This is a genomic window from Pseudoalteromonas sp. PPB1 (assembly GCF_015356275.1).
GTDB classification, from domain to species: Bacteria; Pseudomonadota; Gammaproteobacteria; order Enterobacterales; family Alteromonadaceae; genus Pseudoalteromonas; species Pseudoalteromonas rubra_D.
This window is the reverse complement of the sequence record NZ_JACEQV010000002.1, coordinates 93,062-117,547: the sequence shown is the minus strand read 5'-3', so window position 1 is coordinate 117,547 and position 24,486 is coordinate 93,062. Positions and strand designations below refer to the sequence as shown.

The following is a 24,486-nucleotide window of genomic DNA, read 5'->3' as shown; positions in this document are numbered from 1 at the left end:
GCTTAATGATGGTATTTTTATTTATTGCCATTGTATTTATGCGCCACACCATGAAAGAAAATGAAAAAATAAAGAGCGTTGCGGTCGCTTATCAAGAAAACCAGGTCGCTATTTATGACTCTTTAATGAAAGAGTTTGAAAAAGACCTAGAAAAATGGGGCGCTGAGATCGACAAAGAAACGCTGGCTTTTAATTTTCAATCACCTGATGTGTTGTTTGATGGCGGCGAAATTGACATAAAACCACGATTTGCACGCATACTAGATGACTTTTTCCCGCGCTATTTAAACGTACTCAAGCCATTTCGTAGTTCAATTGATGAAGTCAGGATTGAAGGCCACACCAGTAGCGAGTGGAACAAAGATAGCACCGAAGAAGAAGCCTATTTTAAAAATATGAAGCTGTCACAGGGCAGAACGCGGGCGGTTTTAGCCTATTTATACAACTTAGTGCCAGAAGAAACTGCTTGGATCAAACGCAATATCGCTGCGGTTGGCTTTTCTTCGTCGCGTCTGATTTTGACTGTTAACGGCGAAGAAGACGCCGAGCAATCACGGCGAGTGAGCTTTCGGGCCATCACCAATGCGCACATTCAGATTAAGCGCATTTTAGAGGCGCAAGAGTAATGAAAATTGAAATAGACTTCAGTGGACTACAAGCTGCCGCAGCTAGAATGGGAGCACCAAATAAACAGATTAAACTCGACTCAGGGCTGGGTCGATTAAATGAAATAGATAGTGGTTTAGGCGAAGGCTTGGTCTTAGGTGATGATTTACAGCTGTCTGAAATTGATAACACTAATAATCTATTGTCCTATAAAGGACGGCAAATAATGCTCTACATACCAGAGCAAGGCAGTCTAATTGAAGAAGTACTCAGGGATGGGAAAATTGATGGCGCGAAACGCTTACATGTTGCTGAATGTAAAACTCTAGAAAATATGCGTAATCAGGGTCGCTTTGAAAGGTACCATGTAACTAATGACATTAGCGGTCGTTACCCAGTACTTGGGCATCATCATTATAGAAGTGATGTTGTCGAAGGCAAAGCTGATTTAGGCGTTTGCAAGAATTGCTTAAAAATTCTTAATTACAAAGGCTATTCTGATCACAGCCATCTCGAAAAATCAAAAATTTACCTTGATTTCAACTTAGCTGAATTTTTTGAAACCTACAGCTCTTACTTTAAACACTATCCCACTCAAAAAAAATCCATAGGCAGCTACACCAAAGACTGGGAGCAGGTTTCAGTAAATTACCGGCAACAGCAAAACTATACCTGTGAGCAGTGCGGAGTAGCACTCTCAGATCACAAGCGATTGCTGCATACGCATCATATTAATGGTGTAAAAATAGATAACGCTTTAAACAACTTAAAAGCCCTGTGTGTAGATTGCCATACAAAGCAGCCTAACCATGACCATATGTTTGTTTCCCACGAGGATCGCTTACTGATAAATCAACTTAGACGTGAGCAACATAAATTTGATTGCAGTGAATATTCAGACGTCCTCCAGTATGCAGATTCCGCCCTCGAAGGCTTATTGTTAAAGTGCCAAAAATACCGGCTATCCACGCCAGAACTCGGTATTTGCATAAAACACGGTAATGAGCTGGTATCGATTGACCTCGCTTGGCCGCGTAAAAAGTTTGCCGTGGTGATAGAGCACTCACAACAAGCGCCATTAAGAGCATTGGGCTGGAATGTGTGGTTAGCCAGTGAAGGGCTCGCCAACTTTTATGCGATGCAAAAATACATCCGTTAGTGCTCAATTTTAGATAGCAAAAAGGGTATGATATTGCCATTAAAAACAGGTGGTTTTGGTTTTCAGCCAGCAAACAAGGTCAATTGCCTATGTGCGTAAAACCTAAATTAGATGGCACTTGTTGGAACGAATTAACAAATCGGTTGTGGCATATCAGTTGATGAAATCACGACTGGAAATAAATTAAAAGTCATTGCTTAGTTACAATGACTTGTTGGAAAAATAAATGACGAATAATAACTTCTCTCAAACCGCTGCTTTTATCTGGTCAGTAGCTGACTTACTCCGCGGTGACTTTAAGCAATCTCAATACGGTCGTGTTATTTTACCTTTTACGCTACTACGCCGCCTTGAGTGTGTATTGTCAGAGTCAAAAGACGCTGTTGTTGCACAGGCTGAAGAAGTAAAGGCCATGAACCTGCCTGAAGAAGCGCAGGAAAAAATGTTGCTTCGTGCGACTCAAACAGAAAAAAACAAAGGCGGTTTGTCATTCTTTAATACCTCACCAATGAACCTCGGAAAAATGGGCCAGAGTGATATTAAAGACAACCTTGAAAACTACATTCAGTGCTTCTCAAAAGATGCCCGTGAAATCTTTGAACATTTTAAGTTTGATGAATTTGTTGGTCTACTTGACGATGCTAACCTGCTTTATAAGGTGGTTGAAAAGTTTTCTAATACAGACTTAAGCCCTAAAGCGATTTCAAACCATGACATGGGTTTGGTGTTTGAAGAGTTAATCCGTCGATTTGCTGAAAGCTCAAACGAAACCGCAGGGGAGCACTTTACCCCACGTGATATCGTGCGTTTAACTACCTCGTTGGTATTTATGGAAGACGATGACGCCCTAACCAAAGAAGGCATTATCCGCACCATATACGATCCAACAGCAGGTACAGGCGGCTTCCTATCGTCAGGCATGGAATATGTGCATGAGCTAAACCCAAAAGCGGTAATGCGTGCCTTTGGTCAAGAGCTTAACCCTGAGTCATACGCTATCTGTAAAGCCGATATGTTGATCAAAGGGCAAGATGTCAGCCGAATTAAGTTGGGTAATACCCTATCAAACGACCAATTACCGATAGATCAATTCGATTACATGCTATCTAACCCACCATTTGGTGTGGATTGGAAAAAGATTGAAGGTGATATTAAAAATGAGCACATTCTAAAAGGCTTTGATGGTCGCTTTGGTGCAGGTCTTCCGCGTGTATCAGACGGCTCGTTGCTTTTCTTGATGCACCTGATCAGTAAGATGCGCGACACTAGCTCTGTTGACGGCAATATCAGCGATGGTGGTCGTATTGGTATTATCTTAAATGGCTCACCGCTCTTTACAGGTGGTGCAGGCAGTGGCGAGAGCGAGATCCGCCGCCATATTCTAGAAGCCGACTTACTAGAAGCGATTATCGCCTTGCCAACCGATATGTTTTACAACACAGGTATCGCCACGTATGTGTGGGTTCTTTCTAACAAGAAAGATGCAGGGCGTAAAGGCAAAGTACAGTTAATAGATGGCTCTAATTTGTGCGGTAAAATGCGCAAATCACTTGGCTCTAAACGTAACTTGATGAGTGATGATGATATTAAAACCATCACGCGTGCTTTTGGTAACTTCGAGGTAATAGATGCTCGGCTTGTTGATAAACCAGTTGAAGAAAAGTCTAACCGTGGACGTCAATCAACGACCCCTAAAACAGAGGCTCCAAAAACCTTTGCGAGCAAAATTTTCAATACCTACGAGTTTGGTTATCGCCGCATTACTGTTGAGCGCCCATTAAGACTCTCATCACAAATCACAGATGAAGCCATTGAATCACTGCGTTTTGCGCCAAAGCCATACAACTCAATCATGCAGCGCATTTATCAAGATTTTAGTTCATCGTGGACAGATGAAACCTATGGTCAGTTAAGTGAAGTTGAAAGCGAAATCCGCCAGCTTATTAAAGCTGAGTTTAGTGAGCTAAAAGAAAAGCAAATCAAAGATGTGCTGGATAGCAAAATTTGGTTGTTCCAAAAAGCGTTGATGGAGAAAGTGCAAAAGCTTCAAACTTACTTTGATGAAAAAGAAGGCGACATTTTGGGTGGTAAAGCAAACCGCTCTGATGACTTTAACCAGTTTGATATTGACTACAACAAAGCGCTAAAAGCCATAGATATTAAATTTGATGCGAAAGAGAAAAAACAATTCTTAGATGCTGTCACCAATAAAAACCCAGGCGCAGAGCGCGTTGTTGATAAAGCCTTAAAAACGGGTGCTGATGAGCTTTATGGTGCATTTGAATACCAAGGTGATGTCACCAAATGGCAAAATAAAGTGGTGTCATTCAAACAAGATGGCGACTTGCGTGATAACGAGAATGTAACGCTTGACCCAAGTGTAATCACATCTGATTTAATCGAAACTTACTTTAAAAAAGAAGTGGCACCACACGTTGCTGATGCATGGATTAATGCTACTAAACGAGATGAAAAAGACGGTGAAATTGGAGTTGTAGGATATGAAATACCTTTTAATCGCCATTTCTATGTTTATCAGCCACCTCGTGCTTTAGAAACCATAGATGAAGATTTGGATTTAGTTAGTGCCGATATTATGAAGTTGCTGCAAGAGGTGCACTCGTAATGACACTATTGAGCGAAACAAAAAAATATCAAGCTTATCCTAAATATGAAAACTCAGGGGTTGATTGGTTAGGAAGCATACCCGTAGGTTGGAAACCTACAAGATTAAAGCATGTTGTACATATCAACATGGGACAATCACCTAATTCAGATGACTGCAATATAGAAGGATGCGGTTTACCTTTCTTGCAAGGCAATGCTGAATTTACTTCTAAGTCACCTCAAGCAAAACAATTTTGTCCTATCCCTAAAAAAGTAGCTAAAAAGGGCGAACTTCTATTTTCAGTTAGGGCACCAGTAGGGGCGCTAAATATAGCTGACATAGATTATGGAATTGGTAGAGGGTTATGTAGTTTAAACAATACCAATAAAGTTGATACTTCATTTCTATGGTGGTTATTGCCTACATATAAATTTCAATTTGATGCTATTGCTACAGGAAGTACATTTGAAGCTGTATCTGCGGAGCAGGTAGGCAATCTAGCTTTTGCTTTGCCTTGTATACAACAGCAACTTCAAATAGCAAGCTTCCTTGATCACGAAACCGCCAAAATCGATACCCTCATCGAAAAACAGAAACAGCTCATCAAGCTGTTAAAAGAAAAACGCCAAGCGGTGATCAGCCACGCGGTAACTAAAGGACTGAATTCTCAAGCACCAATGAAAGATTCAGGTGTGGAATGGTTAGGTGAAGTGCCAGCTCATTGGAGTGTTACTCCTTTGGCTGGGGTAGCGGATGTTATTGATCCAAACCCTAGCCATCGAAATCCTAAATATACAGATGACGGTTTTCCTTTTATATCTACAGTTGAGTTCACTGGTATTGATAATGTCGAAATCAATACACCGAGACGTGTTGCAGAAGAAACTGTGCTAGAACAAGAAAATCGATGTAACTTCCAGGAAGGCTCAATAGCATTTTCTAGAAAAGGAACTATCGGTGCCGTGAGGATTTTACCTCATGGAATTCGCTTTGCTCTTCTTGACTCCGTATGTGTTATCAATTGCGGTGAAACAGTTCTGTATGAGTTTCTTTATCAACAATGTCGTTCTAGCTTATTTGAATCACAGTTAGGAGCTGAAACTAGAGGGGCTGCTCTAAAGCAGGTTAGTGTTGGTAGAGTTCGAGCAGTTAAGACTTTTACTCCTCCTTTGGAAGAGCAAAAAGAAATTTTGGCTTACTTAAATGAAGCCTTATCAAAACTAGACAAAACGGTAGAACTCGCTAACAAGCAAGTTAATTATCTCACGGAACGCCGCACAGCACTTATATCAGCTGCCGTTACTGGCAAAATCGATGTGCGTAATTGGCAAAGGCCTGAAGTGAGTAAAGAGGAAGTGGCGTAATGGATTTAAACTTATGGAAGGGAATTTCTAGTTTTGTTGCAATAAATAAATACCCAATATTGCCATGCCCCCACTGTAACAAGCATTCTCTGATATTAGACCGAGATAGCCTACAAACTCGTGTCGCTCCAGAAAAGGTGTTACTTGAAGCCAATAGAAAGTACCGAGGGGAAAAGCAAAAGCAGCAGCAAAGTAGCCAAAAAAGCCTTGAAACGATAAGAAAGTCCAACGGCACCTGGTTACCTATTATTGCAACGGTGTTGAATGTTTATCAAGACAGTGTAGCGGCTATTAATGGCACGCCATTTTTATTTAGTGGCTTTTTTAATTGTAATGAGTGTAAGCATCACGTATCAGCAACGGGACTTTTATTAAAACCTGTAAAAGGCTTAAGTGATGTTGAAAAAATACCACACATTAAAGTTGATAACTTTTCACCAACAGTGCCCATTTTTCCACTTTCAAGTAATACGCCAAAAGTGATTGGTGAAGAGTTGTTTGATGCATTTAAACACTTTCATTTTGATCCACCTTCATCCGCTTCAAAGTTGCGCAGGGCAATTGAAAAGTTCTGTGACGATATGCAAGTTGAAGGCAGTAACCTTAATCGAAAAGTACAAAATCTTGCTAAAACGCACCCAGAAGAGGCTGCATACTTAGAGCCATTAAAGCTAGTGGGCAATGAAGGTACACACGGTTCAAATGTTGACGAGTTAGATTTGTTATATGCATTTCAAATGTTCCAGTTTGTATTGGAATTATATGACAGAAAAGCACGCTTCGAATCGTTACAAGAAACGTATGACAAATTAGCAAATAAAGTTGGCAGAGAGCGTTTGCAACTTACACACAAAAAACAACAAGCAGTTGAAGCGCAATATACGGACTAATAAGAAGCAGTTATGAATGACGCAACCCAAGAACGAATTTTTCAAGACGATATTATTACCCAAATGGTGGCAAATGGTTGGGTACAAGGCCAGCCAGAACACTACAATCGCGAATCCGCCTTATATGAACAAGATGTACTCACTTTTGTAAAAGAAACACAACCCAAAGAATGGCAAAAGTTTTGTAAAGTCTACCCAATTGATTCAGAGCGTCACTTTATTGATGCTCTGGTTACCCAACTAAAAAAAGCCGATATTAATGCTACCGATCAAGCATCACGCACCTATGGCACTTTGGGTGTGTTACGTCATGGCTTAAAAATTCGTAATGCCCGTTTTTCATTATGCCAGTTTAAGCCAGAGCATGACTTAAACCCTGAAACCCTTGCCCGTTACCAGCAGAATATTTGCCGTATTGTGCCTGAGCTAGTTTACAGCCCGTATGCTACGAAAGAGCATTTAGCCACTACGGGGAAAAAAGCCAAAGCATGGCGCATTGACTTGGTGCTGTTTGTTAATGGTTTGCCTGTATCTACCTTAGAGCTTAAGTCTGAATTTAAGCAAGCCGTAGAAAATGCCATTAAGCAATATAAGCGTACTCGTTTACCTAAAGATCCTGCCACCAAAAAGCCTGAACCACTATTAACCTTTAAACGCGGTGCGTTAGTGCACTTTGCTGTAAGCCAATATGAAGTGTACATGGCAACTAAATTGGCAGGTGACGATACCTACTTCTTACCGTTTAATAAAGGTACAAGTGAAGGTGGTGCGGGTAATGATATTCCTGTCGATGAAAATCGGTATGCGACAGATTACCTATGGAACGAAGTATTAACGCCAGATAACTTACTAAATATTATTGGCCGTTTTATCCACTTACAGATTGAAGAAAAGGAAGATTGGGAAGGGCGTAAAAGCAAAAAGGAAACCCTGATATTCCCGCGTTATCACCAATGGAATGTAGTGACTAAACTGATTGGTGCTGCCATAGAAGAGGGCACGGGCAATAGATACCTTGTTCAACACAGTGCAGGGTCAGGTAAATCAAATTCGATTGCTTGGACAGCGCACCAGCTTTCAACCTTGTATGATGCGAAGGGCAACAAACAATTCCATTCTGTTATTGTGGTAACAGACAGAACCGTATTAGATGACCAACTGCAAGATACCATTTATCAATTTGAACATGCAGATGGTGTGGTTCAAAAGATAAACACTAAGGAAGATAAAGGTCGTTCTAAATCTGAAAAGCTTGCTGAAGCTTTAGAGAATTCAGCGCCGATCATCATAGTCACTATTCAAACCTTCCCGTTTGTATTACGTGCAATTGAAAACAGTACCAGTTTAAAAGTGCGTAGCTATGCAGTCATTGCCGATGAAGCACATTCGTCACAAAGTGGTTCAACGGCGCGTCAGTTAAAAGAAGTGTTGATGACTGACGAAGCGGATGATGATACAGAACTAACTTCTGAAGATATTCTTGATGCAACGATAGCCGCTCGACGTGGTAGTGCCAATTTAAATTATTATGCGTTTACGGCAACACCAAAGGCTAAAACCTTAGAGCTATTTGGCCGTTTACCAAACCCTGAGTTGCCTGCATCTAAACAAAACAAACCAGAAGCGTTTCATGTTTATTCAATGCGCCAAGCCATTGAAGAAGGCTTTATTCTTGATGTATTGAAAAACTACACCAATTACCAAGTCGCTTATCAATTAGCACAGAAAATTGAAGCGGCAGATCAAGAAGTGGATAGTAAAAAGGCCAAAGTAAAACTGAATCAATGGGTGCGCTTGCACGAATACAATATCTCACAAAAGGTCAAGGTGATTGTTGAGCACTTTAAAGACAACGTGATGGGCTTATTGGGCGGCCAGGCAAAAGCCATGGTTGTGACTAGCTCACGTAAAGAAGCGGTGCGCTATAAACTGGCTTTTGATAAATATGTGACAGAAAACGGCTATCAGTCTATTCGCGCCTTGGTGGCGTTTTCAGGTGAAGTTGAATTTAACAAAGATGACCCTGACTCTATTGCTTTGCTTGATCAAAAGTTCACTGAAAAGAGTATGAACCCAGATCTTAAGCAAGATATGCGAAAGGCGTTTGACACCGACAGCTATCAACTCATGCTGGTGGCGAATAAGTTTCAAACTGGATTTGACCAACCAAAACTGTGCGCCATGTATGTGGATAAAAAGTTAGGTGGTGTTGAATGTGTTCAAACGCTATCTCGTTTAAACCGTACTTACCCTGGTAAAGCAGAGTGCGGCACTTTTGTACTCGATTTCTTCAATGAGCCTCAAGATATTCTTGATGCCTTTCAACCTTACTATCAAACAGCAGAACTTGCTGATGTGACAAACCCTGATGTGGTGTTTGAGTTATATGAAAAGCTACGCACCAGCGGCATATTCCTATGGAATGAAGTTGAGCAGTTCTGTGAAGCATTCTTCACTAAAAACAAATCAAATGCAGCTATCAGTAATATTTGCAAGCCTGCGGTAGACCGTTGGCAAAAACGCTATAGCTTAGCGGTAGACGCTTACATTCAAGCCAAAGACATGTTTGAGCGCACCAAAAAAACAGGTGACGCAGTGCTGATTGCCAATGCTGAAAATAGCTTTAAAGAGTGTAAGCAAGAGAAAGATCGCCTTGAAATCTTCAAAAAGGATTTAGGTAGCTTTACCCGCTTTTACGAGTTTATGTCGCAGATAGTGGACTATGACGACAAAGAGCTAGAGAAACTGAGCCTCTATGCAAGACACCTACGCCCTTTACTACGTGAAAAGGTGATTGAAGAAGATGATATCGACCTTGATAACGTCGTCATGAGCCATTACCGCTTATCTAAAATTCGCCAGCAAGATATTCAACTTAAAGAAGACAGCCCAGAATACCAACTGGAGCCAAGCAGTGATGTGGGTAGTGCAAAGGCAAAAGACAAGAAAGAAGAGTTTATGTCAAACATACTGGCTCGCCTGAATGAGGTGTTCATCACCGACAACCTTACTGACAAAGATATGATCAACTACGCATTCACCGTGCGCGACAAGCTCACTGAAAATGAGTCGGTGATGAAGCAAATAGCCAATAACTCCCGTGAACAAGCCATGCTCGGCGACTTCCCTCAAGCCATTGATGACGCCATCTTAGACAGCAGTGCTGCTCATCAAGAGCAAATGATGCAGCTATTGTCAGATCCATCGAAAACAGCGCAGTTTGCACGGGTGGTGTTTGATATGTTACATGGGCCTTTAAAAACAACCTAAAGTGGTGCGAGACATATATTTTCAGCGATGTACAGCCCATTTACCGCTGCAGTATAAGAATGTGTTTAAGGATTAAATAATGATAAGTAAAGAACACCTGCGAACTATAGTGGAAAAGGCACTGCTTGAAAACGCGTTGCCTGTGAATCACTCTGTTTTAACGCCACATATTGAAAATATATATACGGAACTGAAAGGCATTATTGCTTTACCTTCTTGGGATAATAAAAAAGATACTTTGGCGCAGCTCAGCGCGTTAATTTTGCAAATTAATCCAAATGAGGGCTTTAATGAGCAGTTAAAAAGTAGCTTAATTGAATCTTTAAAGTTAAGTGTAACCAAAAGCAGACCTTGCTGGTTTGTTGGGGCAAGTTGGGGCAAGCAAAGCGTTGACCAAACCCAGCGATTTATTGAGCAAGGTATTTGGGAAAACGGCTATGAAGACAAGTACACTCAAGATGTAAAAAGCATCAAGGTGGGCGATAGAATTGCTATCAAGTCTGCGTATACAAGGCGTAAAGACTTACCTTTTGAAACTCGAGGTAATACGGTTTCTGTCATGGGGATCAAGGCTGTCGGGGTAGTGACGGGCAATAAAAAGGATGGACGGCAGCTTCAAGTCGATTGGCAAAAAACCTATTCACCAGCAAAAGAATGGTATTTTTATACAGGCAGAACCACAGTATGGCGAGTAGAGCCGGGTGAGTGGATCACCGATGCGCTGATTAAGTTTACATTTGAAGGTGCTGAACAAAATTATAAAAAGTTTGCCAATCATGCCTCATGGAAAGAACGATTTGGTGACATACCCGAAGACGATATTAGATTTAAATGGACTGGTTTTTATGAGGCCATTGCCAATGAACTAAGTGGTTATAAAAACAATAGAGCAGCTTTAATCGATTGGATGATGACCGTTGCACAAAAATACGACCTATCTTATATCATGGGTAAAAACCTTGAAGATATTGACCCATTTACAGTTATGGGCATGTTCAATCGTAATATAAGATCTGAAACCCGCAAAGAGATAGCTCAGGAGCTTGCTGACTTTTTACAGCTAGATATACCAGTACCGGAGTCTTTTGAAGCGATCCCTGTATTGAATAATCAAAGGTCTTGGTTTTTTTCCTCTAAAGAAGAAAGAGGAGAAGAGGACATCAATAATCTTTGGGCCTTATTTGATGCTGCCAAAGATTTAGCGGATGAAAATAGTGAAGACGATTCGGTATTTGTGAATTTGTACAACAAAGTGGCAGCCCAGCATGGCATACGCTGGAACTTGTCGATGGGATTGTATTGGGTAAGGCCATGGAGCTTTCCGACGCTTGAAAAGCAAAGTAAAGCGTATTTAGCAACACTGTCTATTAAACCGCAAAGAAATGGCCCTGATAGAAGTTGCAGTGGTCGTGACTACTTGTCAATTAGAGAAGATTTACAAATCAGGTTTGCAGAGCCTGAATTTCCAGTGCATTCATTCCCAGAGCTGTCGCTTTTGGCTTCGCTAAAACCAATTCAAAAGAAAGAAAACATGCGTTTAACATGGAAAACAGAGGTATTTTCCCGAGTTAAAGACCTTTGCCATGAAAAGCGCAGCGCGTTTTTTTCACGCGTAGAGTTCAAAGCACGTTACCTTAAAGAGTTAGAGGCTTTATTCCCTGAAAACAATAACGCAGAGTTTTCGATTGATAGCAATATGCAAAAGCTGCGTGATGAAGATGAGATCCGTTTTGTCACTAGTGGTAACTATGAGTGGTTGAGTTACGAAGAATCTTTAGAAGATGATGAGCAGCAAGAAGCGTTTAAAGGAAAAGAATATACGGTAGAGAGCATCGTTGAGGAAGGCTGCTTTTTATCACAAGAAGCGCTTGAAGACATGTTGTATTGCCTAAAAGAAAGAAAAAACCTCATTTTACAAGGGCCGCCTGGAACCGGAAAAACATGGCTTGGAAAGCGTTTAGGCTATGCGTTAATTGGACAGGAACAGCAAGATTTTATAAAAGCGGTGCAGTTTCATCCAAATATCTCTTATGAAGATTTCATCATAGGTTGGCGACCAAACGAAGACGGCAACTTGTCGCTATGTGAAGGACCATTTTTAGAGTTTGTTAGGCTTGCGCAACAAAATGCTAAAAATAATTATGTTGTGGTAATAGAAGAAATTAACCGAGGCAATCCCGCACAAATTTTTGGTGAAATGCTGACTTTACTGGAAGAAGGTAAACGCACACCACGAGAAGCTTTGGAGTTGAGTTACCGTATTAAAGGTGACGAGCCTGTATATATCCCTGAAAACCTTTATGTGATTGGTACTATGAATGTGGCTGATAGATCCCTTGCCATGGTTGACTTAGCACTACGCAGGCGTTTTTCATTTATTGATCTTGAACCTACTTTTGGCAAGTCATGGCGTGACTGGGTGCACCAAGAAACAGAAATTGACTTGACCAGCTTAGAAGCAATTGAACGCCGTATCAATGCGCTAAATAAAGCGATTGCTGCAGACGAGAGCTTGGGTGAGCAATTTAAAATAGGCCATAGCTATGTAACCCCAGCGCGCGGGCGTAAAATTGAAGATGTAGGTCGCTGGTTTAAGTTAGTGGTAGAAACCCAGATATATCCAGTGTTGATTGAATATTGGTTTGATGAGCCAAGTAAAGCAAAGCAGCAAAAAGACGCGTTGTTAAAACCGCTATGAGTATTGTCGAAACCGTTAAGTGCAATACGGCTGCTGGGATACCTGTCAGAAATTTATGGCTTTTGATGCTGTATGCGTCTGACTTTCGCTATTTGCTTCACCAAAAAGGTGGCAAAGAAGACCGTGATGAAGATGTTGCGAACTTGGTTGCAGAGGTGTTTTGTAGTGAGGTGAACAATAGGCTAAAACGCCAGTTAAGCTATGGCTATAAACGCACCTCAGGTGAATTGAATCGTGTTCGAGGTCGTATTAATACGCTAGAGACGTATTCAAAAGGTTTACTTAAAAAAGGTAAAGTGAGCTGTGCTTTTGAGACGTTATCTGTCGATACGGCCAGAAACCGTTTTATTTTGGGGGCGCTACAGCGTTTGCTTTGCTTGGTCTCAAGCAAACAGTTAAAGCAAAGTTGTGTAAGCCTTGTTAAGTCAATGAAGCAGCATGGCGTATCAGATAAGCTCGATAGACAATATCACCCTAAATATGAGCGGTTTGGCAACCATGAGATGGCTGATCGCAAGGTATTACAGTTGGCTGCGCTGGCTTTTGATCTAGCGCTTATAAATGAGTCGGCGGCCAATCAACTTTATCCATCGCCAGACAAGCAAGCATATTGGGTAAGAAAGTTGTTTGAAAAAGCCGTAGCAGGCTTCTATACCGCTAAACTAGGTAAAGATTGGTCCGTTAGGCAAGGTAAGCGCCTAGATTGGCGTATTGATGGTGCATCAGAGTTAATTGATAAACTTATGCCATCGATGCAAATAGATATGCAACTTGAAAACTTAGTGACCCAGCGGCGGTTAATTATAGATACAAAATACGCATCAATAACCACACATAATTATTATGGTGGAGAAATATTCAAAAGCGGTTATATCTATCAACTTTATACCTATTTAAGGTCACAAGAGTGTACCAATGATCCTTTATCTTTGACCTCATCGGGCATGCTATTACACCCTTCGATTGGTGAACATTATGATGAAGTTGTTAGCATACAGGGGCATGATATACGCTTTTGTACGGTTGATTTGACTGAGTCAGCCGCTGAAATAAATCGTCAGCTGATTGGGTTGTTGGGATAGTTTGTAGAGCAAGAAATGTTTATGGCGCAGCCATGTGAACATAGAAAATAACAAACTGGACACTTTTCATCAGGCATAAAAAAGCTAGTTAAATATTTTATATCTAACTATATGTTTTATAAAGCTTTAAAGTTTTTGTCCGGGATGCAAAATTTACACCTTCTTAATTTTATGAAGATAAATGATTTAGTGCTTTTTTAATATGCGGGTGATGACAATGTGATTAAGCTTTTGCACTTAAGTCAAAACACTTTCAATTTGATTAGCTTGTTCACCGTCTAATACTAATTTTCTATACTTGTTTTTCCAGCGCTATAGCTTTCCAATCCCATCGATGCTATGGCATGTAATTATGCAAAATTATTAGCGCATTAGTGATTGGTAGACAAGTTGATAAATCTCGGATTTTCTGTTTCGTGTTGTGATAATACACTGCGTATAGGTGATAGTTTACGTAGCTTGATTGATGTTGAGTCAGCCCAATGGAGGTACGGTTTAATTGGTCTGTCTAAATCAATTTTTGCAAAAAATTGGGCGAAATACGTACTCAAAGGCTAGGTGCTGAGGGAAGGGCGGGAAAAGGCAATAAATATTTCGAAAGATGAAATTGTGACTTTAAGTCCATCCCTCGTTGGCATGAGCATTAAATTAGACTACTTACAATGAATGTTAAATGAAAAATGATGGCTTTTTTTTAGGCTAAAGAGTTTTAACTGTTGCAGTCTATGGGGGAGTTAAGCTCATATTGATAGGTTAGAACTTTGTCAGGCTCAATACGCGTTACAATCTACCTGAACCCCACAGTTTCTTTGTCTCTCTGAGGTACGCACTCAGATCTCGTATGCACATCGCACTCATATCTATAAATAGGTACACTTTGGTACATCTTTTCCGAACCTGTACATTTATCATTGCGCTTTATAGGCATTACTAATTAGATGGAATAAGTATGAATTCGATATATGCCAGAGCGTGTTTACGCGTTTCACTGGTGTCGTTACTTGTTTTGAGTTCTCAATCAGGGCTCGCCGCACAAGAAACCATGCAAAGCGCGGACGATGAAGCGCTTGAAGGCGGGTATGTTAAGCTGGGGCTTGGCTACCGGGCCTCAACGCCAAACCGAGCGCGGGATCATCAAGGAAGTGGGGCTTCAGCATTTATCAATGCTCGTTATCAGTTAGCAAATGGTTTGTTTGCTGAGCTGACTAATTACAGAATGCTCAATGATGGCACGCGTGTTGGGTACAATTTTTATAACCCCGATGGCTGGAACTTTGATGTTATCACCCTAAAGGCGCATCAAAGCCTTGATTTCCCGGGCTGGCATAACAATAAGCCGACCGTACATTATCGTAAATCAACTCAAATGCTGGGCGTACGGGCCACCGGTTCTTTTAACAAAACCACAGTCCAGTTTAGCTGGGCACCATACTCGTTTAACCGGGAGTATGACGATGGCATGTTTGCCTCTTTGTGGGTTGATCAGTCTTTTCAGTATAAAAACTGGCAGATGTACGCCAATACGGGGTTAGTGTATCGTTCTGAGGAAATCATCAATTACTATTTTGGTGTGCCTGAGGAGATAGCTTCGTATATGTTTCCTGTCTATTCCACTTCCTCCGGAACAGAGGTTAGCGCAGAAATTGGGGCGCTGTATCCTATCTCACAGCACTGGATGTTTGAAACCTATTTTAAATACAGCCATATGCCGCGCAGTATTAATAACAGTCCGTGGGTCGCTATGTTCAACAAAGCTGAAAATCGTGACGGCCATGTATCTGAGTTGGGGATTTTAGTGAGCTTTGTGTTCTGACCTGGTTGAAAATATCTACTGTTATAGCGTTATGAAAAGAATTAAAAAGAACCGAGCAGGTTTGCTCATTATCCTGGGTTTTACATGTCAGGGGTTGTTATTGGGTGGCCATCTTCAGGCACAGCCTGACCCTGAGTTGAGCAGAACCCGCCTGGAAATATCTCCGACTCAGTGTGTGTCGGTTACACAAGGAGATAAGTGTCATGTCGACGTAAAAGTACAATGGCTGACACAAGCAGGAGGGACGTATTGTCTAAAATCCTCCCATTCTCCGGAGGCCTTAAAGTGCTGGACGGGAGCACAAAGTGGCTATATTGAACAAACTATCGTGACCACAAAGCCCGTTGTATTTACGCTTTACAAAGAAGATGGCGCGGAGCTTGCTAAACGTGAGCTCAAGCTGATGTGGGTATATAAGCGTTCGGGCCGTTCACCTGCGTCATGGCGGATGTTTTAATCCTAAGTTTGAACACAGCGTATCTTGGTACGTTTTGATACACATTGGTAGGCCTTGGTACACCTTTGCATGCTGACTTCTTTTAGGATGGTTTCACTTAAGCAAACCACCTAAAGGATATGCAATGCAACTTACAACAACGATAAAACACAGTGTGCTGATGGCGTCGATGTGTCTAGGTCTGGGCGCTTGTGGCGGGTCAGATAAGCATTCACCGGCAAGTCAATCAGAGCCGGTAAAAAAAGCCGAAGTAGTGCAGCCTGAGAGCAACACCCTGGATTACCAGGCACTGATAGATCAGCTAGTGTCGGACGAAGTGCCAGGAATACTGTTGTATGTGAGGACCCCCGAGCATGAATTCACAGGGGCAGCGGGGCTCGCTGACCTTGAGCAGCATTCCCCGATGGATGTTAACAGCAGCTTTCATATCGCCAGTTCTGGCAAAATTTTTACCGCGCTCCTGGCCTCTATGCTACATGAAGACGGTATGCTGGATCTGGACAACACACTTGATACCTGGTTGCCAGACACTTTGCTGGAGCAAATTCAATACAGCGACCAGATCACACTAAGGCAACTGCTTAATCACAGCAGTGGTATTTACAACTACTCAGATAAAAACACCTATGTAGAAGACAAACTCGCTAATCCGGCATTGCCTGTCACCAACGAAAGCCTGACACGGTACGCACTGAATAACCCCGGGTATTTTAAGCCCGGTGCCAGCGTTCACTATTCTAATACCAACTATACACTTGCAGGTATGATACTGGATAAAGTACTGGGATATCATAATGCCATTGAGATACGAAACCGCATTATCACGCCTTTATCACTGGATGCGACATTTGCCATCGGTTACGAACAAGACCAGGGTGAATTAACACCGGGCTATGATTATATCGACGGCGAATTCATGAATGTCGGCCCGCTGTTTAGCACGATCTGGTCAAATGCAACGCCGGTGGCCTCTTCGGTTGCGGATCTGGCATTATTCACCCGTAGTCTGTTTAAAAATTCAGACTTTGCGAGTGAGTCATTACAAGGGTTATTGCGCGGCAATGACAGCCTTGTTCGTGAAGATGACAACACCCAATACGCGCTGGGCATGATGAAACATACTTATTCTAATGCCATAGTATATGAACATAGCGGCGGCAATCATGGTTACTCCACTCAGAATGCCTATATTGAAAGCCACGATACCAGCATTGTCCTGTTTCTGAATTGTGGGTTTAGTAGTGAGGAATGCGTCAATGCAGAATATGGACTATTTGAGTTACTGCTTATGGAACTGACAAAAGCCCCGGCTGTTGAGTCGTAGATGAAGGAGGGGGGCTTTATGTACTGCCCCCCGTTTAACTGTCGCGCCCGGATATTATTGTACTTATGGGAGGCGGACCAGGTCACATTACATCCGGCAAAATCTGACTTTTAAGCAATTCAAAGTCTGGCAGGCGGCATAGTTCAAGTATGGTACTTTGCTTCTGTACTGAGTGTGCTGATATAGTGTGGCGGATTGATTTTTACTGGGGTAGTACATTGATTATAAGAAAAGAGATTGATTATTCGACATATTCACTTAGCGAGCTAGAGGAAGCCTGGCTCAGCGTAGATGATTATGCCTACCCCGAAAGAGCTATTGAGATTTACACGCGACTAAAAAGTATGGAAAAAGAAGAAGAGGGAGACGACGCTCAAAGCCCAAACGAATTTGTGAATCTACTATCTCGCTTTTTCCAGCCGCATACCTTTGCGGATACCACCTTCAGCGATGAACTGCTTGAACAGAGCAATGCCGAAATGAAAGAAATACGAGTGAAGGCTATGATTGAATCGCGCGGAAAAGTGGGTAGTTAAAAACGTGCTTGAGGATGGACAATCCCATAAAAAAAGCCCCCGCAAATGCGGGGGCTTATTTATTGGTGGAGCTGGGGGGATTTGAACCCCCGTCCAGAAAGCGTCGACCTTCGGTCCTACATGTTTAGTATCGTCTTTTGGTTAACCTTTAAGTCTCGGACGAACACGATAAGTAAAGGCGAGGCCGCTTAAATTTAGCCCTTCAACCCCGGCCAGGGTTTCCGTAGCGATCTTGTGTAGGGTGACACTCATAATCCAGATCCACAAGCATATCTTGGCAGAGTGCTAGCGGGCTATTATGCCGCTAGAGCGTAGTTATCGTCGTTTGCGATTACTTTAAATGCGGCTTTTTTACGAGGCCAACCGCCCCTCGACATGCACCTCAGGCTTCATGAATCCTGTCGAATCCTAATCAGCCCCTGAAATCTCTTTCAGTCAGTAATTGTGATTATACCCAATAAAATCCCTAAAGCTCAAGCGAAGTTTGCCGATAAGTACAGTGATAAGAACTACTTGGCGGTTTTATACTCAAGTCTCATTTACAATCGTTTATATTTTGTCTAGCTGAGCGGCTGGTCGGGCTTAACAATTAGGGAAGGTTATGCTCAAATAAGGCAAGGCAATGGTTGTTTTTATGTATCGTTGTTTAGTCTGATTGGCAGGCTTGTACTTGTTTTAGCTAAACTTGAAATTTGGCCGCATCTTAGATTATGGGAAATATAGCACTTTGGTTGTAATTTTTCCACGTGATTTTTGTTGTTTGTCAAAATTCGCTTGCATGATTGGGTACAAGTGTAAAATGATGGGACTAGATATCAATGCTATTAGAAGCGTGAGCGCTTTTTTGGCGGTGGTATCGCAGGCTGTTTTCTGTATAAGCTCTTCACAGATTGTCAGCATGGATGCAATACACAATAAGAGGTTACACAGCGGCCGAGCCCTATGTATAGACCTGGTAGTGCATAATAAATTTAATAACATCGTGCATATTTTTCGGGAAGTAAGTGATGTCTTTGTTTCATTTTGATGAGGAGTCAGGGTACGTTTCAATGAACGAACACCCTGCAAATACCGGGTTTCCGGCCAGTTCCGCGCAGCTTGTTGAAGCGCTGGAAAGCTCTCCTTATGCCGACTTTGATATCATACATGCCAATATCGGGCAGTTGTTTTCGCCGTCGGATGACAGGGAGAAGGATTCTTTAATTGTTGCGCAGGCGGTTGATGCCGAGTTGTCTATTCGGGTTGACGAAAATAACATGATGGCTGAAGCACGCCTGACAACGGCACGCGGCGGTAAAATGGTCACCATGGATCAAGCCCGTGAAGCTCTTAAATCAGCAGGGGTTAAGCGTGGTATCAGTAAGCAGGCCTTGGACACCTTTTTAGGTCAGCAGTTTGAGCAGTCTCCGGGCAGTGTTTACAGTGGTATCGTTGCCCATGGTCAACGCGCTAAAGATGGCACCGACGCCCGATTTGTCCGTTTGTGCATGACAGCGCAAGACAGAGTGCTGAGTCCGCAACAAAAAGATGGCGGCAAAGTTGATATGCGTGACCTGGGTGCCATCATTACTGTGAGTCCGGGCAGTCCTCTTATGAAGCGCATCCCGCCCACACCGGGTGAAGAGGGCTACTCTGTGTTTGGTGATGTGCTTGAGCCCAAGCCAGGCAAAGACTTTGCGCTGGAAGTACCCGAAGGTACTAAAATCTCACCAGATGATCCTAATCTGCTTATTGCGGACGCCAAAGGTGTACCTGTTGCTATTCCGCGTGGGATCCGCGTTGACGATGTGTTGTGTTACGATCAGGTTGATGTCACCACAGGTCATATTGAATTTGACGGCAGTGTGATCGTCAGCGGTGATGTTAAAGATGGTATGAAAATCAAAGCGTCCGGAGATATTACCGTGATTGGGTTTGTTGAGTCTGCCCAACTTGAAAGCAATGGTGCTGTTACCGTGATGCTGGGTGTGATTGGTCGTAAGCGTGATGAAGGCGAAGATTTCAGTTGTTGTATCAAGGCAAAGCGTACGGTTTCTATCGGCTATGCTCAATATTGTCATATAGAATCTGAACAGGATCTGCTGATTGAGCGCCAGGTTTTACATTGTGACCTCAGAGCCAAGCGAATGATCCGGGTAGGAAAAGGCGATACGCCGCGAGGTAAGTTGATCGGTGGCACAGTTTATGATGCTATGCGTATAGAAGCAGGCGAAGTAGGGGCTCCGTCGGGGACACGAACGCGGATTGCGCTGGCCCAGGACTGGCATATGCTAAAGCAAAAACAACAAGAATTTAAAGACCTCGAAAAACGCCTCACAGATAAAACCCTTGCCCTGAAACGTGCACAGATCAAAGCCCAAAAGGCGCCTGCCTCTAATAAACGCGATGCTTATCTCAGTAAGCTGGCTCAGAATGAACAACAGCTCAGTAAACATTACGCACGTAATCAAAGAAATATGAAGCTGGTACAGCAAAAGCTGGCGCGACTATTAAAGCTTAGCCGGATTAAGGTCAATGAATTGATGCATCCGGGAATAGAGTTGACCATTGCCAGAGACAGTAAATCGTTTTCACGGATCTATCCGCCTCACTCGGTCCTGCTGGACGAGGGTAAAATCACCCAGGAATTCGCCACTCAGTAACTGCGTCGCGATACCTCGGTGTGCGGTATCGCGTATCCAAAAGTAGCGAGCTACTCTGACCCTTCGTCGCTCTCATCCTCAACGTCTGGCAGAGGCCAGCCGCCCAAAGCCTGCCATTTATTAACGATATGGCAGAATAGCTCAGCGGTGCGTTCGGTATCATACAGGGCTGAATGTGCCTGACTGTTGTCAAACTCAATCCCCGCAGTGCGACAGGCTTTAGCCAGTACGGTCTGACCCAGTGCTAGTCCGGCCAGTGAGGTGGTATCAAAGCTCACAAATGGATGAAACGGGGTACGCTTGATTTTACAACGTTCAATGGCTGCGTTTAAAAAGCCATGGTCAAACGCCGCATTGTGCGCGACCACCACAGAGCGCTGGCATCCAGCGGCTTTTTGGGCTTTACGTACCGCTTTACAGATCTCTTTGATGGCTTCTTCCTCATCAACCGCGCCTCGGAGCGCGCTGAAGGGATCAATGCCATTAAACTCAATCGCCGACTGCTCGATATTGGCACCTTCAAATGGCGCCACATGAAAGTGTACCGTGTGGTCTAGGCTGAGCAGGCCCTGTTCATCCATCTTGAGCATGCTGACAGCAATTTCCAGCAGTGCGTCGGTGTCTTTATTAAAGCCTGCGGTTTCTACGTCAATGACGACCGGAAAGAAGCCGCGGAAGCGCTTTGCGAATAGGGTTTGCTCTTGTTCTGCCATAATCTGCTTGGTTTACTAAATTGAGCGGCCTATTATACTGATCAGAGATAAAGATGCGAATTTAGTGGCGTGCTTCCTGCACACAGAGCAAGGTAGATGTGAAGAGATGCAGGCGTCAGAACTTTGCCGTCAGAATCCGCTTTTAAAGGCATGATTATTGCTTTAACTATCGGTGAGGCGTTACCTGACGATTGCGATGGCCAATCAATCTGTTCGTCCAGTTCGATATTTTTGTTTAAAGCGGAGTAAGAGCGTGAAGTTTAAAGCGAACCTGATTATTGCTACCACACTGAGTATCCTGACACTTCAGGCGCACGGTGCAATGCGGCAATACTCTGCCACAGCAGACAGCTCCCAATGGTTTGTTGACAGGACAACGCGGTTGTCTTGTGCCTTGTCACATGAAGTCCCTTATTATGGTGAAGCGATATTCCAGGCTACGGCGAGTAAAAACAAAGATCTTACCTTTAATCTGGATATGGTGGTCAGGCCCGAGAGTTACGATTTTGCAGGTCTGGAGTCGGTGCCACCGGCGTGGCGAGCCGGAATGCCAGCCAGAGTTATGGGCCAGATGAAGCTGTTGAAGAAATTTGATGGGGAACTCACCAATGCCATTAGCTGGGAGATGCTGACTGAGTTAGAGAAGGGCTATTATCCTACTTTTTATTATCAGGACTGGCAAAACCAGCATGATCAGATCTCTGTAGCACTTTCGTCAGTGAACTTTAAAAATGCCTATTGGGAATTTTTGCAGTGTCGCGATAATTTGCTGCCCTACAGCTTTGAAGACATCGCATTTACGGTGATGAACTACAAGTTCAACAGCAGTGAGCTGACCAAGTCATCACGAAAACGTTTGGATATGATCGGAGAATATCTGAATAACGACCCGCAAATTGAATCCATTTACATTTCGGCGTACACGGATAGCTATGGTGGCCGCTCGGTTAATATGGCTATGTCGAAAAAACGGGCTGAGGCGATAAAAACCTACATGGCGTCAAAAGGCATACCCGAAGATAAAATTGTCACTGATGGATTTGGCGAAAAGCGTCACGTTGCACCAAACGACACGCCGATTGGTCGGGATAAAAACCGTCGGGTCATTATTCAGATCTCGAAACCGTAACAGCCAGGCGCGCTTTTCAGGCGCGCCGCTGCAAAGTGGCAGTTTCGGGTTAGATCTTATTCCTGATTAAGTCCCGGACCACAAAGCGGGCAGGATGCAATGCCTGATTGATCCGCTCGCTAAACGGGCGGGGCTCGTCACACAGCGCCGCAACCAGGTGCTCTGTCACTAAAGGGGCGCTGCATAGTCCTCTGGCACCAAACCCGGTCACCACATGTAATCCCTCATGAGACTCAGTTAACGGCTCAAAGTCATCGTGTTTGCCCCGGCGCAGGTTTGCAAACGCACTGCACAGGCTGTCAGGATCCGGCACCTGGCCTACCATCGGAAAGTGGTCGTTAAAACAGCAACGTACAGCTGCTTTTGCACCTGTGATTTCCCCAAGGCTTTGATCAAACTCAGTATCTGCATAAAAGCCCTGTAACTGAGCGCGGTTGGTTAGGTTATCCTGCTCGGTCACTTCTCGGCCTTTACTGTATTTTTCAAAGGTCGCACCCATGCAATGTTCACCCGCTATACTGGGCGTAAAGTACCCTTTATGGCATAACACGGTAGTGAGTTTGGAGGAAGCTTCCCCTGCCTGGATATGTGAAACCTGGCCGCGCACACCGTGCAGCCCTAAGTGCTGAGTTTGTGCGAACATATCACTGTGTTCACCACCACAGACGAAGACATCTGAAAACGGGCCTTGCCACTGCTTGTTGATTTGTAAATACCAGCCATCCTCACGCTTTTCTAGCGCGCTCACATCTGTATTTAAGTGTTGCTGGCTTTGACACTTGGACTGGGCTGCATTAAAAACTGCTGCTGTGAGCTGAGGTGGACTTACCCAGCCTGCCTGTTCAATAAAGAGTCCCTCGAACGGAGTATCAATATTAGCCAGCGCTTGCGCTTCTGCCACAGAGACCGGACGTATCAGAGATTTGGGAAATAAGTCACTGGCGGCGATTTTTTGATGCTGTGTGCGCTTACCATCCGTCACACTTTGCAAGAGTACGCCACACCAGTCGTGGTCATAGTCAAAACCCAATGCTTCAATGTGTTGATAAAAGCGGCGCGCGTATAAAAAGCTCAACCCATACAACTCGCTGGTGGTGCTGTACTGGGCTTGCAGGTTGGGGTACACGGCACCCTGACGATTATGCGATGCGCCGCTGGCCAGCGTATCATCTTTGCAGAATAAAGTTGTGTTGATATCACGTTTGGCAAGATGGTAGCTCAAACAGGCTGCGCTTATGCCGCCGCCTATGATAGCAACTTTGTGTAGTGTACGCGGTGAATGACGATAATATTGTGGGTTAGTTGCTTGCGTGTTGGCTGCCTCAAACTGACCAATTACCATTTCCCGCTTACGACCGTAGCCTTTCACTTTTTGGCAGTTGAAGCCTGCCTGCTGCAAGCCTCTGCGGACAAAACCCGCTGCGGTGAAAGTGGCAAATGTGGCGTTGTCTCGGCTCAGAGCCGCCATGGCATCAAACAGGGATTGTTGCCACATGTCCGGGTTTTTACTCGGAGCAAAGCCGTCCAGGTACCAGGCATCAACCAAGCCCTGTGGCCCATAAGACAGTTTCGGCAAGGAATCATGCACATCGCCAAACCACAGATCCAGGATCACCTGCCCATCATCAAATTCAAGACGATGACAGCCTTCAACGGCATCTGGGTATTGGGCGCAGAGTTGTTCGGCTTGTTCTGACAGATCCGGCCATGCTTTTAAGGCTTGTCTTAAATCTTCAATCTTAATCGGGTATTTTTCGAATGAAATAAAATAAAGACGCTGAACGTTACGCTGTGTTTTTAGTCGTTGAAATTGAGCCCAGGTATTAAGAAAATTCAGGCCGGTGCCAAATCCGGTTTCTGCAACCACAAAGTGGCTGCGGTCATGGCTCAGTAAACGGGTATTGAGCTTATTTTGCGAATAAAAAACATAGTCGGACTCAGCCTGGCCATCATCATTTGAAAAGTAGACATCGTCAAAGCTGTCTGCGACTGGTGTTCCTGCGTCGTTAAAGTGTATCTGGGCGTTGCGTATCATAGTGTGTATAAAAGTTCGCTACTAAATTGGTGTCTATTTTACGGATTTTATTTGCGTTCGTCCGTTGCATTTTAACAAATATCAGTTCAGAGTACGTGTGTACGCTGGAAAGCTGACCACTTGGTGCCTGGTTTCAGCGTAGAATACGCGTAAATTTAAA

General features: G+C 43.5%; 16 protein-coding genes and 1 other RNA gene. 14 read left to right on the top strand and 3 right to left on the bottom strand.

The window, feature by feature from the left end; translation table 11 throughout:
- The first annotated feature begins 5 nt into the window (after positions 1-5).
- The 12 genes from IY568_RS02845 (at position 6) to IY568_RS02790 (ending at position 17,807) form a co-directional block, all read left to right on the top strand.
- Positions 6-626 (top strand): OmpA family protein, encoded by a 621-nt coding sequence (locus IY568_RS02845; RefSeq protein ID WP_228553098.1) that lies wholly within the window; start codon positions 6-8, stop codon positions 624-626.
- Positions 626-1,765 (top strand): HNH endonuclease, encoded by a 1,140-nt coding sequence (locus tag IY568_RS02840; protein WP_194866729.1) that lies wholly within the window; start codon positions 626-628, stop codon positions 1,763-1,765. The genes IY568_RS02845 and IY568_RS02840 overlap by 1 nt, the downstream gene beginning before the upstream one ends.
- A 226-nt stretch (positions 1,766-1,991) precedes the next feature.
- Entirely contained in the window at positions 1,992-4,391 is a 2,400-nt protein-coding gene (locus IY568_RS02835; protein WP_194866728.1) for a type I restriction-modification system subunit M, read from the top strand.
- The gene (locus IY568_RS02830; RefSeq protein ID WP_194866727.1) at positions 4,391-5,737 is read left to right on the top strand and encodes a restriction endonuclease subunit S; all 1,347 of its coding nucleotides are present in this window, start codon (positions 4,391-4,393) and stop codon (positions 5,735-5,737) included. Before IY568_RS02835 ends, IY568_RS02830 begins: the two co-directional genes overlap by 1 nt.
- Positions 5,737-6,627, top strand: coding sequence for a DUF4145 domain-containing protein (locus IY568_RS02825; RefSeq protein ID WP_194866726.1), 891 nt, complete (start codon positions 5,737-5,739; stop codon positions 6,625-6,627). The genes IY568_RS02830 and IY568_RS02825 overlap by 1 nt, the downstream gene beginning before the upstream one ends.
- Positions 6,628-6,639: 12 nt before the next feature.
- Positions 6,640-9,897, top strand: a complete 3,258-nt coding sequence (locus tag IY568_RS02820; RefSeq protein ID WP_194866725.1) for a type I restriction endonuclease subunit R — start codon at positions 6,640-6,642, stop codon at positions 9,895-9,897.
- A 79-nt stretch (positions 9,898-9,976) separates the two neighbouring features.
- Positions 9,977-12,595 carry an McrB family protein gene (locus IY568_RS02815; RefSeq protein WP_228553097.1) on the top strand — a complete coding sequence of 873 codons (2,619 nt, stop codon included), beginning with the start codon at positions 9,977-9,979 and terminating at the stop codon, positions 12,593-12,595.
- The gene (locus IY568_RS02810; RefSeq protein WP_194866724.1) at positions 12,592-13,677 is read left to right on the top strand and encodes a 5-methylcytosine restriction system specificity protein McrC; all 1,086 of its coding nucleotides are present in this window, start codon (positions 12,592-12,594) and stop codon (positions 13,675-13,677) included. The genes IY568_RS02815 and IY568_RS02810 overlap by 4 nt, the downstream gene beginning before the upstream one ends.
- 949 nt (positions 13,678-14,626) lie before the next feature.
- Entirely contained in the window at positions 14,627-15,490 is an 864-nt protein-coding gene (locus IY568_RS02805; protein WP_194866723.1) for a MipA/OmpV family protein, read from the top strand.
- A 31-nt stretch (positions 15,491-15,521) separates the two neighbouring features.
- Positions 15,522-15,947 (top strand): DUF3019 domain-containing protein, encoded by a 426-nt coding sequence (locus IY568_RS02800; protein ID WP_194866722.1) that lies wholly within the window; start codon positions 15,522-15,524, stop codon positions 15,945-15,947.
- A 124-nt stretch (positions 15,948-16,071) separates the two neighbouring features.
- Positions 16,072-17,271 carry a serine hydrolase domain-containing protein gene (locus tag IY568_RS02795; protein ID WP_194866721.1) on the top strand — a complete coding sequence of 400 codons (1,200 nt, stop codon included), beginning with the start codon at positions 16,072-16,074 and terminating at the stop codon, positions 17,269-17,271.
- A gap of 218 nt (positions 17,272-17,489) precedes the next feature.
- Positions 17,490-17,807, top strand: a complete 318-nt coding sequence (locus IY568_RS02790; RefSeq protein WP_228553096.1) for a hypothetical protein — start codon at positions 17,490-17,492, stop codon at positions 17,805-17,807.
- 63 nt (positions 17,808-17,870) lie between these two features.
- Here the strand turns inward: IY568_RS02790 and ssrA are convergent.
- Positions 17,871-18,227, bottom strand: a transfer-messenger RNA (tmRNA) gene (gene ssrA, locus IY568_RS02785).
- A gap of 587 nt (positions 18,228-18,814) precedes the next feature.
- Between ssrA and IY568_RS02780 the strand changes: the two genes are divergently transcribed.
- Positions 18,815-20,449 carry a DUF342 domain-containing protein gene (locus IY568_RS02780; protein ID WP_125563344.1) on the top strand — a complete coding sequence of 545 codons (1,635 nt, stop codon included), beginning with the start codon at positions 18,815-18,817 and terminating at the stop codon, positions 20,447-20,449.
- Between the two features lie 50 nt (positions 20,450-20,499).
- On the opposite strand, the gene rnt is transcribed toward IY568_RS02780, so the two are convergent.
- On the bottom strand, positions 20,500-21,162 hold the full coding sequence (gene rnt / locus IY568_RS02775; protein WP_138539051.1) for a ribonuclease T: 663 nt from the start codon (positions 21,160-21,162) through the stop codon (positions 20,500-20,502).
- 271 nt (positions 21,163-21,433) lie between these two features.
- Here rnt and IY568_RS02770 point away from each other — a divergent pair, with 271 nt between their 5' ends.
- A complete protein-coding gene (locus IY568_RS02770) occupies positions 21,434-22,291 on the top strand; it encodes a flagellar protein MotY (protein WP_228553109.1) in 858 nt (285 codons plus the stop codon).
- Positions 22,292-22,340: 49 nt separating this feature from the next.
- Here IY568_RS02770 and mnmC read toward each other — a convergent pair whose 3' ends face one another.
- Entirely contained in the window at positions 22,341-24,326 is a 1,986-nt protein-coding gene (gene mnmC, locus IY568_RS02765) for a bifunctional tRNA (5-methylaminomethyl-2-thiouridine)(34)-methyltransferase MnmD/FAD-dependent 5-carboxymethylaminomethyl-2-thiouridine(34) oxidoreductase MnmC (RefSeq protein ID WP_194866718.1), read from the bottom strand.
- Between the last annotated feature and the right edge of the window lie 160 nt (positions 24,327-24,486).

What these genes read in the sequence shown, in the direction of transcription:
- IY568_RS02845 (WP_228553098.1), top strand. Translation starts at nt 6, where the DNA reads ATGATGGTATTTTTATTTATTGCCATTGTATTTATGCGCCACACCATG.
- IY568_RS02840 (WP_194866729.1), top strand. Translation starts at nt 626, where the DNA reads ATGAAAATTGAAATAGACTTCAGTGGACTACAAGCTGCCGCAGCTAGA.
- IY568_RS02835 (WP_194866728.1), top strand. Translation starts at nt 1,992, where the DNA reads ATGACGAATAATAACTTCTCTCAAACCGCTGCTTTTATCTGGTCAGTA.
- IY568_RS02830 (WP_194866727.1), top strand. Translation starts at nt 4,391, where the DNA reads ATGACACTATTGAGCGAAACAAAAAAATATCAAGCTTATCCTAAATAT.
- IY568_RS02825 (WP_194866726.1), top strand. Translation starts at nt 5,737, where the DNA reads ATGGATTTAAACTTATGGAAGGGAATTTCTAGTTTTGTTGCAATAAAT.
- IY568_RS02820 (WP_194866725.1), top strand. Translation starts at nt 6,640, where the DNA reads ATGAATGACGCAACCCAAGAACGAATTTTTCAAGACGATATTATTACC.
- IY568_RS02815 (WP_228553097.1), top strand. Translation starts at nt 9,977, where the DNA reads ATGATAAGTAAAGAACACCTGCGAACTATAGTGGAAAAGGCACTGCTT.
- IY568_RS02810 (WP_194866724.1), top strand. Translation starts at nt 12,592, where the DNA reads ATGAGTATTGTCGAAACCGTTAAGTGCAATACGGCTGCTGGGATACCT.
- IY568_RS02805 (WP_194866723.1), top strand. Translation starts at nt 14,627, where the DNA reads ATGAATTCGATATATGCCAGAGCGTGTTTACGCGTTTCACTGGTGTCG.
- IY568_RS02800 (WP_194866722.1), top strand. Translation starts at nt 15,522, where the DNA reads ATGAAAAGAATTAAAAAGAACCGAGCAGGTTTGCTCATTATCCTGGGT.
- IY568_RS02795 (WP_194866721.1), top strand. Translation starts at nt 16,072, where the DNA reads ATGCAACTTACAACAACGATAAAACACAGTGTGCTGATGGCGTCGATG.
- IY568_RS02780 (WP_125563344.1), top strand. Translation starts at nt 18,815, where the DNA reads ATGTCTTTGTTTCATTTTGATGAGGAGTCAGGGTACGTTTCAATGAAC.
- rnt (WP_138539051.1), bottom strand. Translation starts at nt 21,162, where the DNA reads ATGGCAGAACAAGAGCAAACCCTATTCGCAAAGCGCTTCCGCGGCTTC.
- mnmC (WP_194866718.1), bottom strand. Translation starts at nt 24,326, where the DNA reads ATGATACGCAACGCCCAGATACACTTTAACGACGCAGGAACACCAGTC.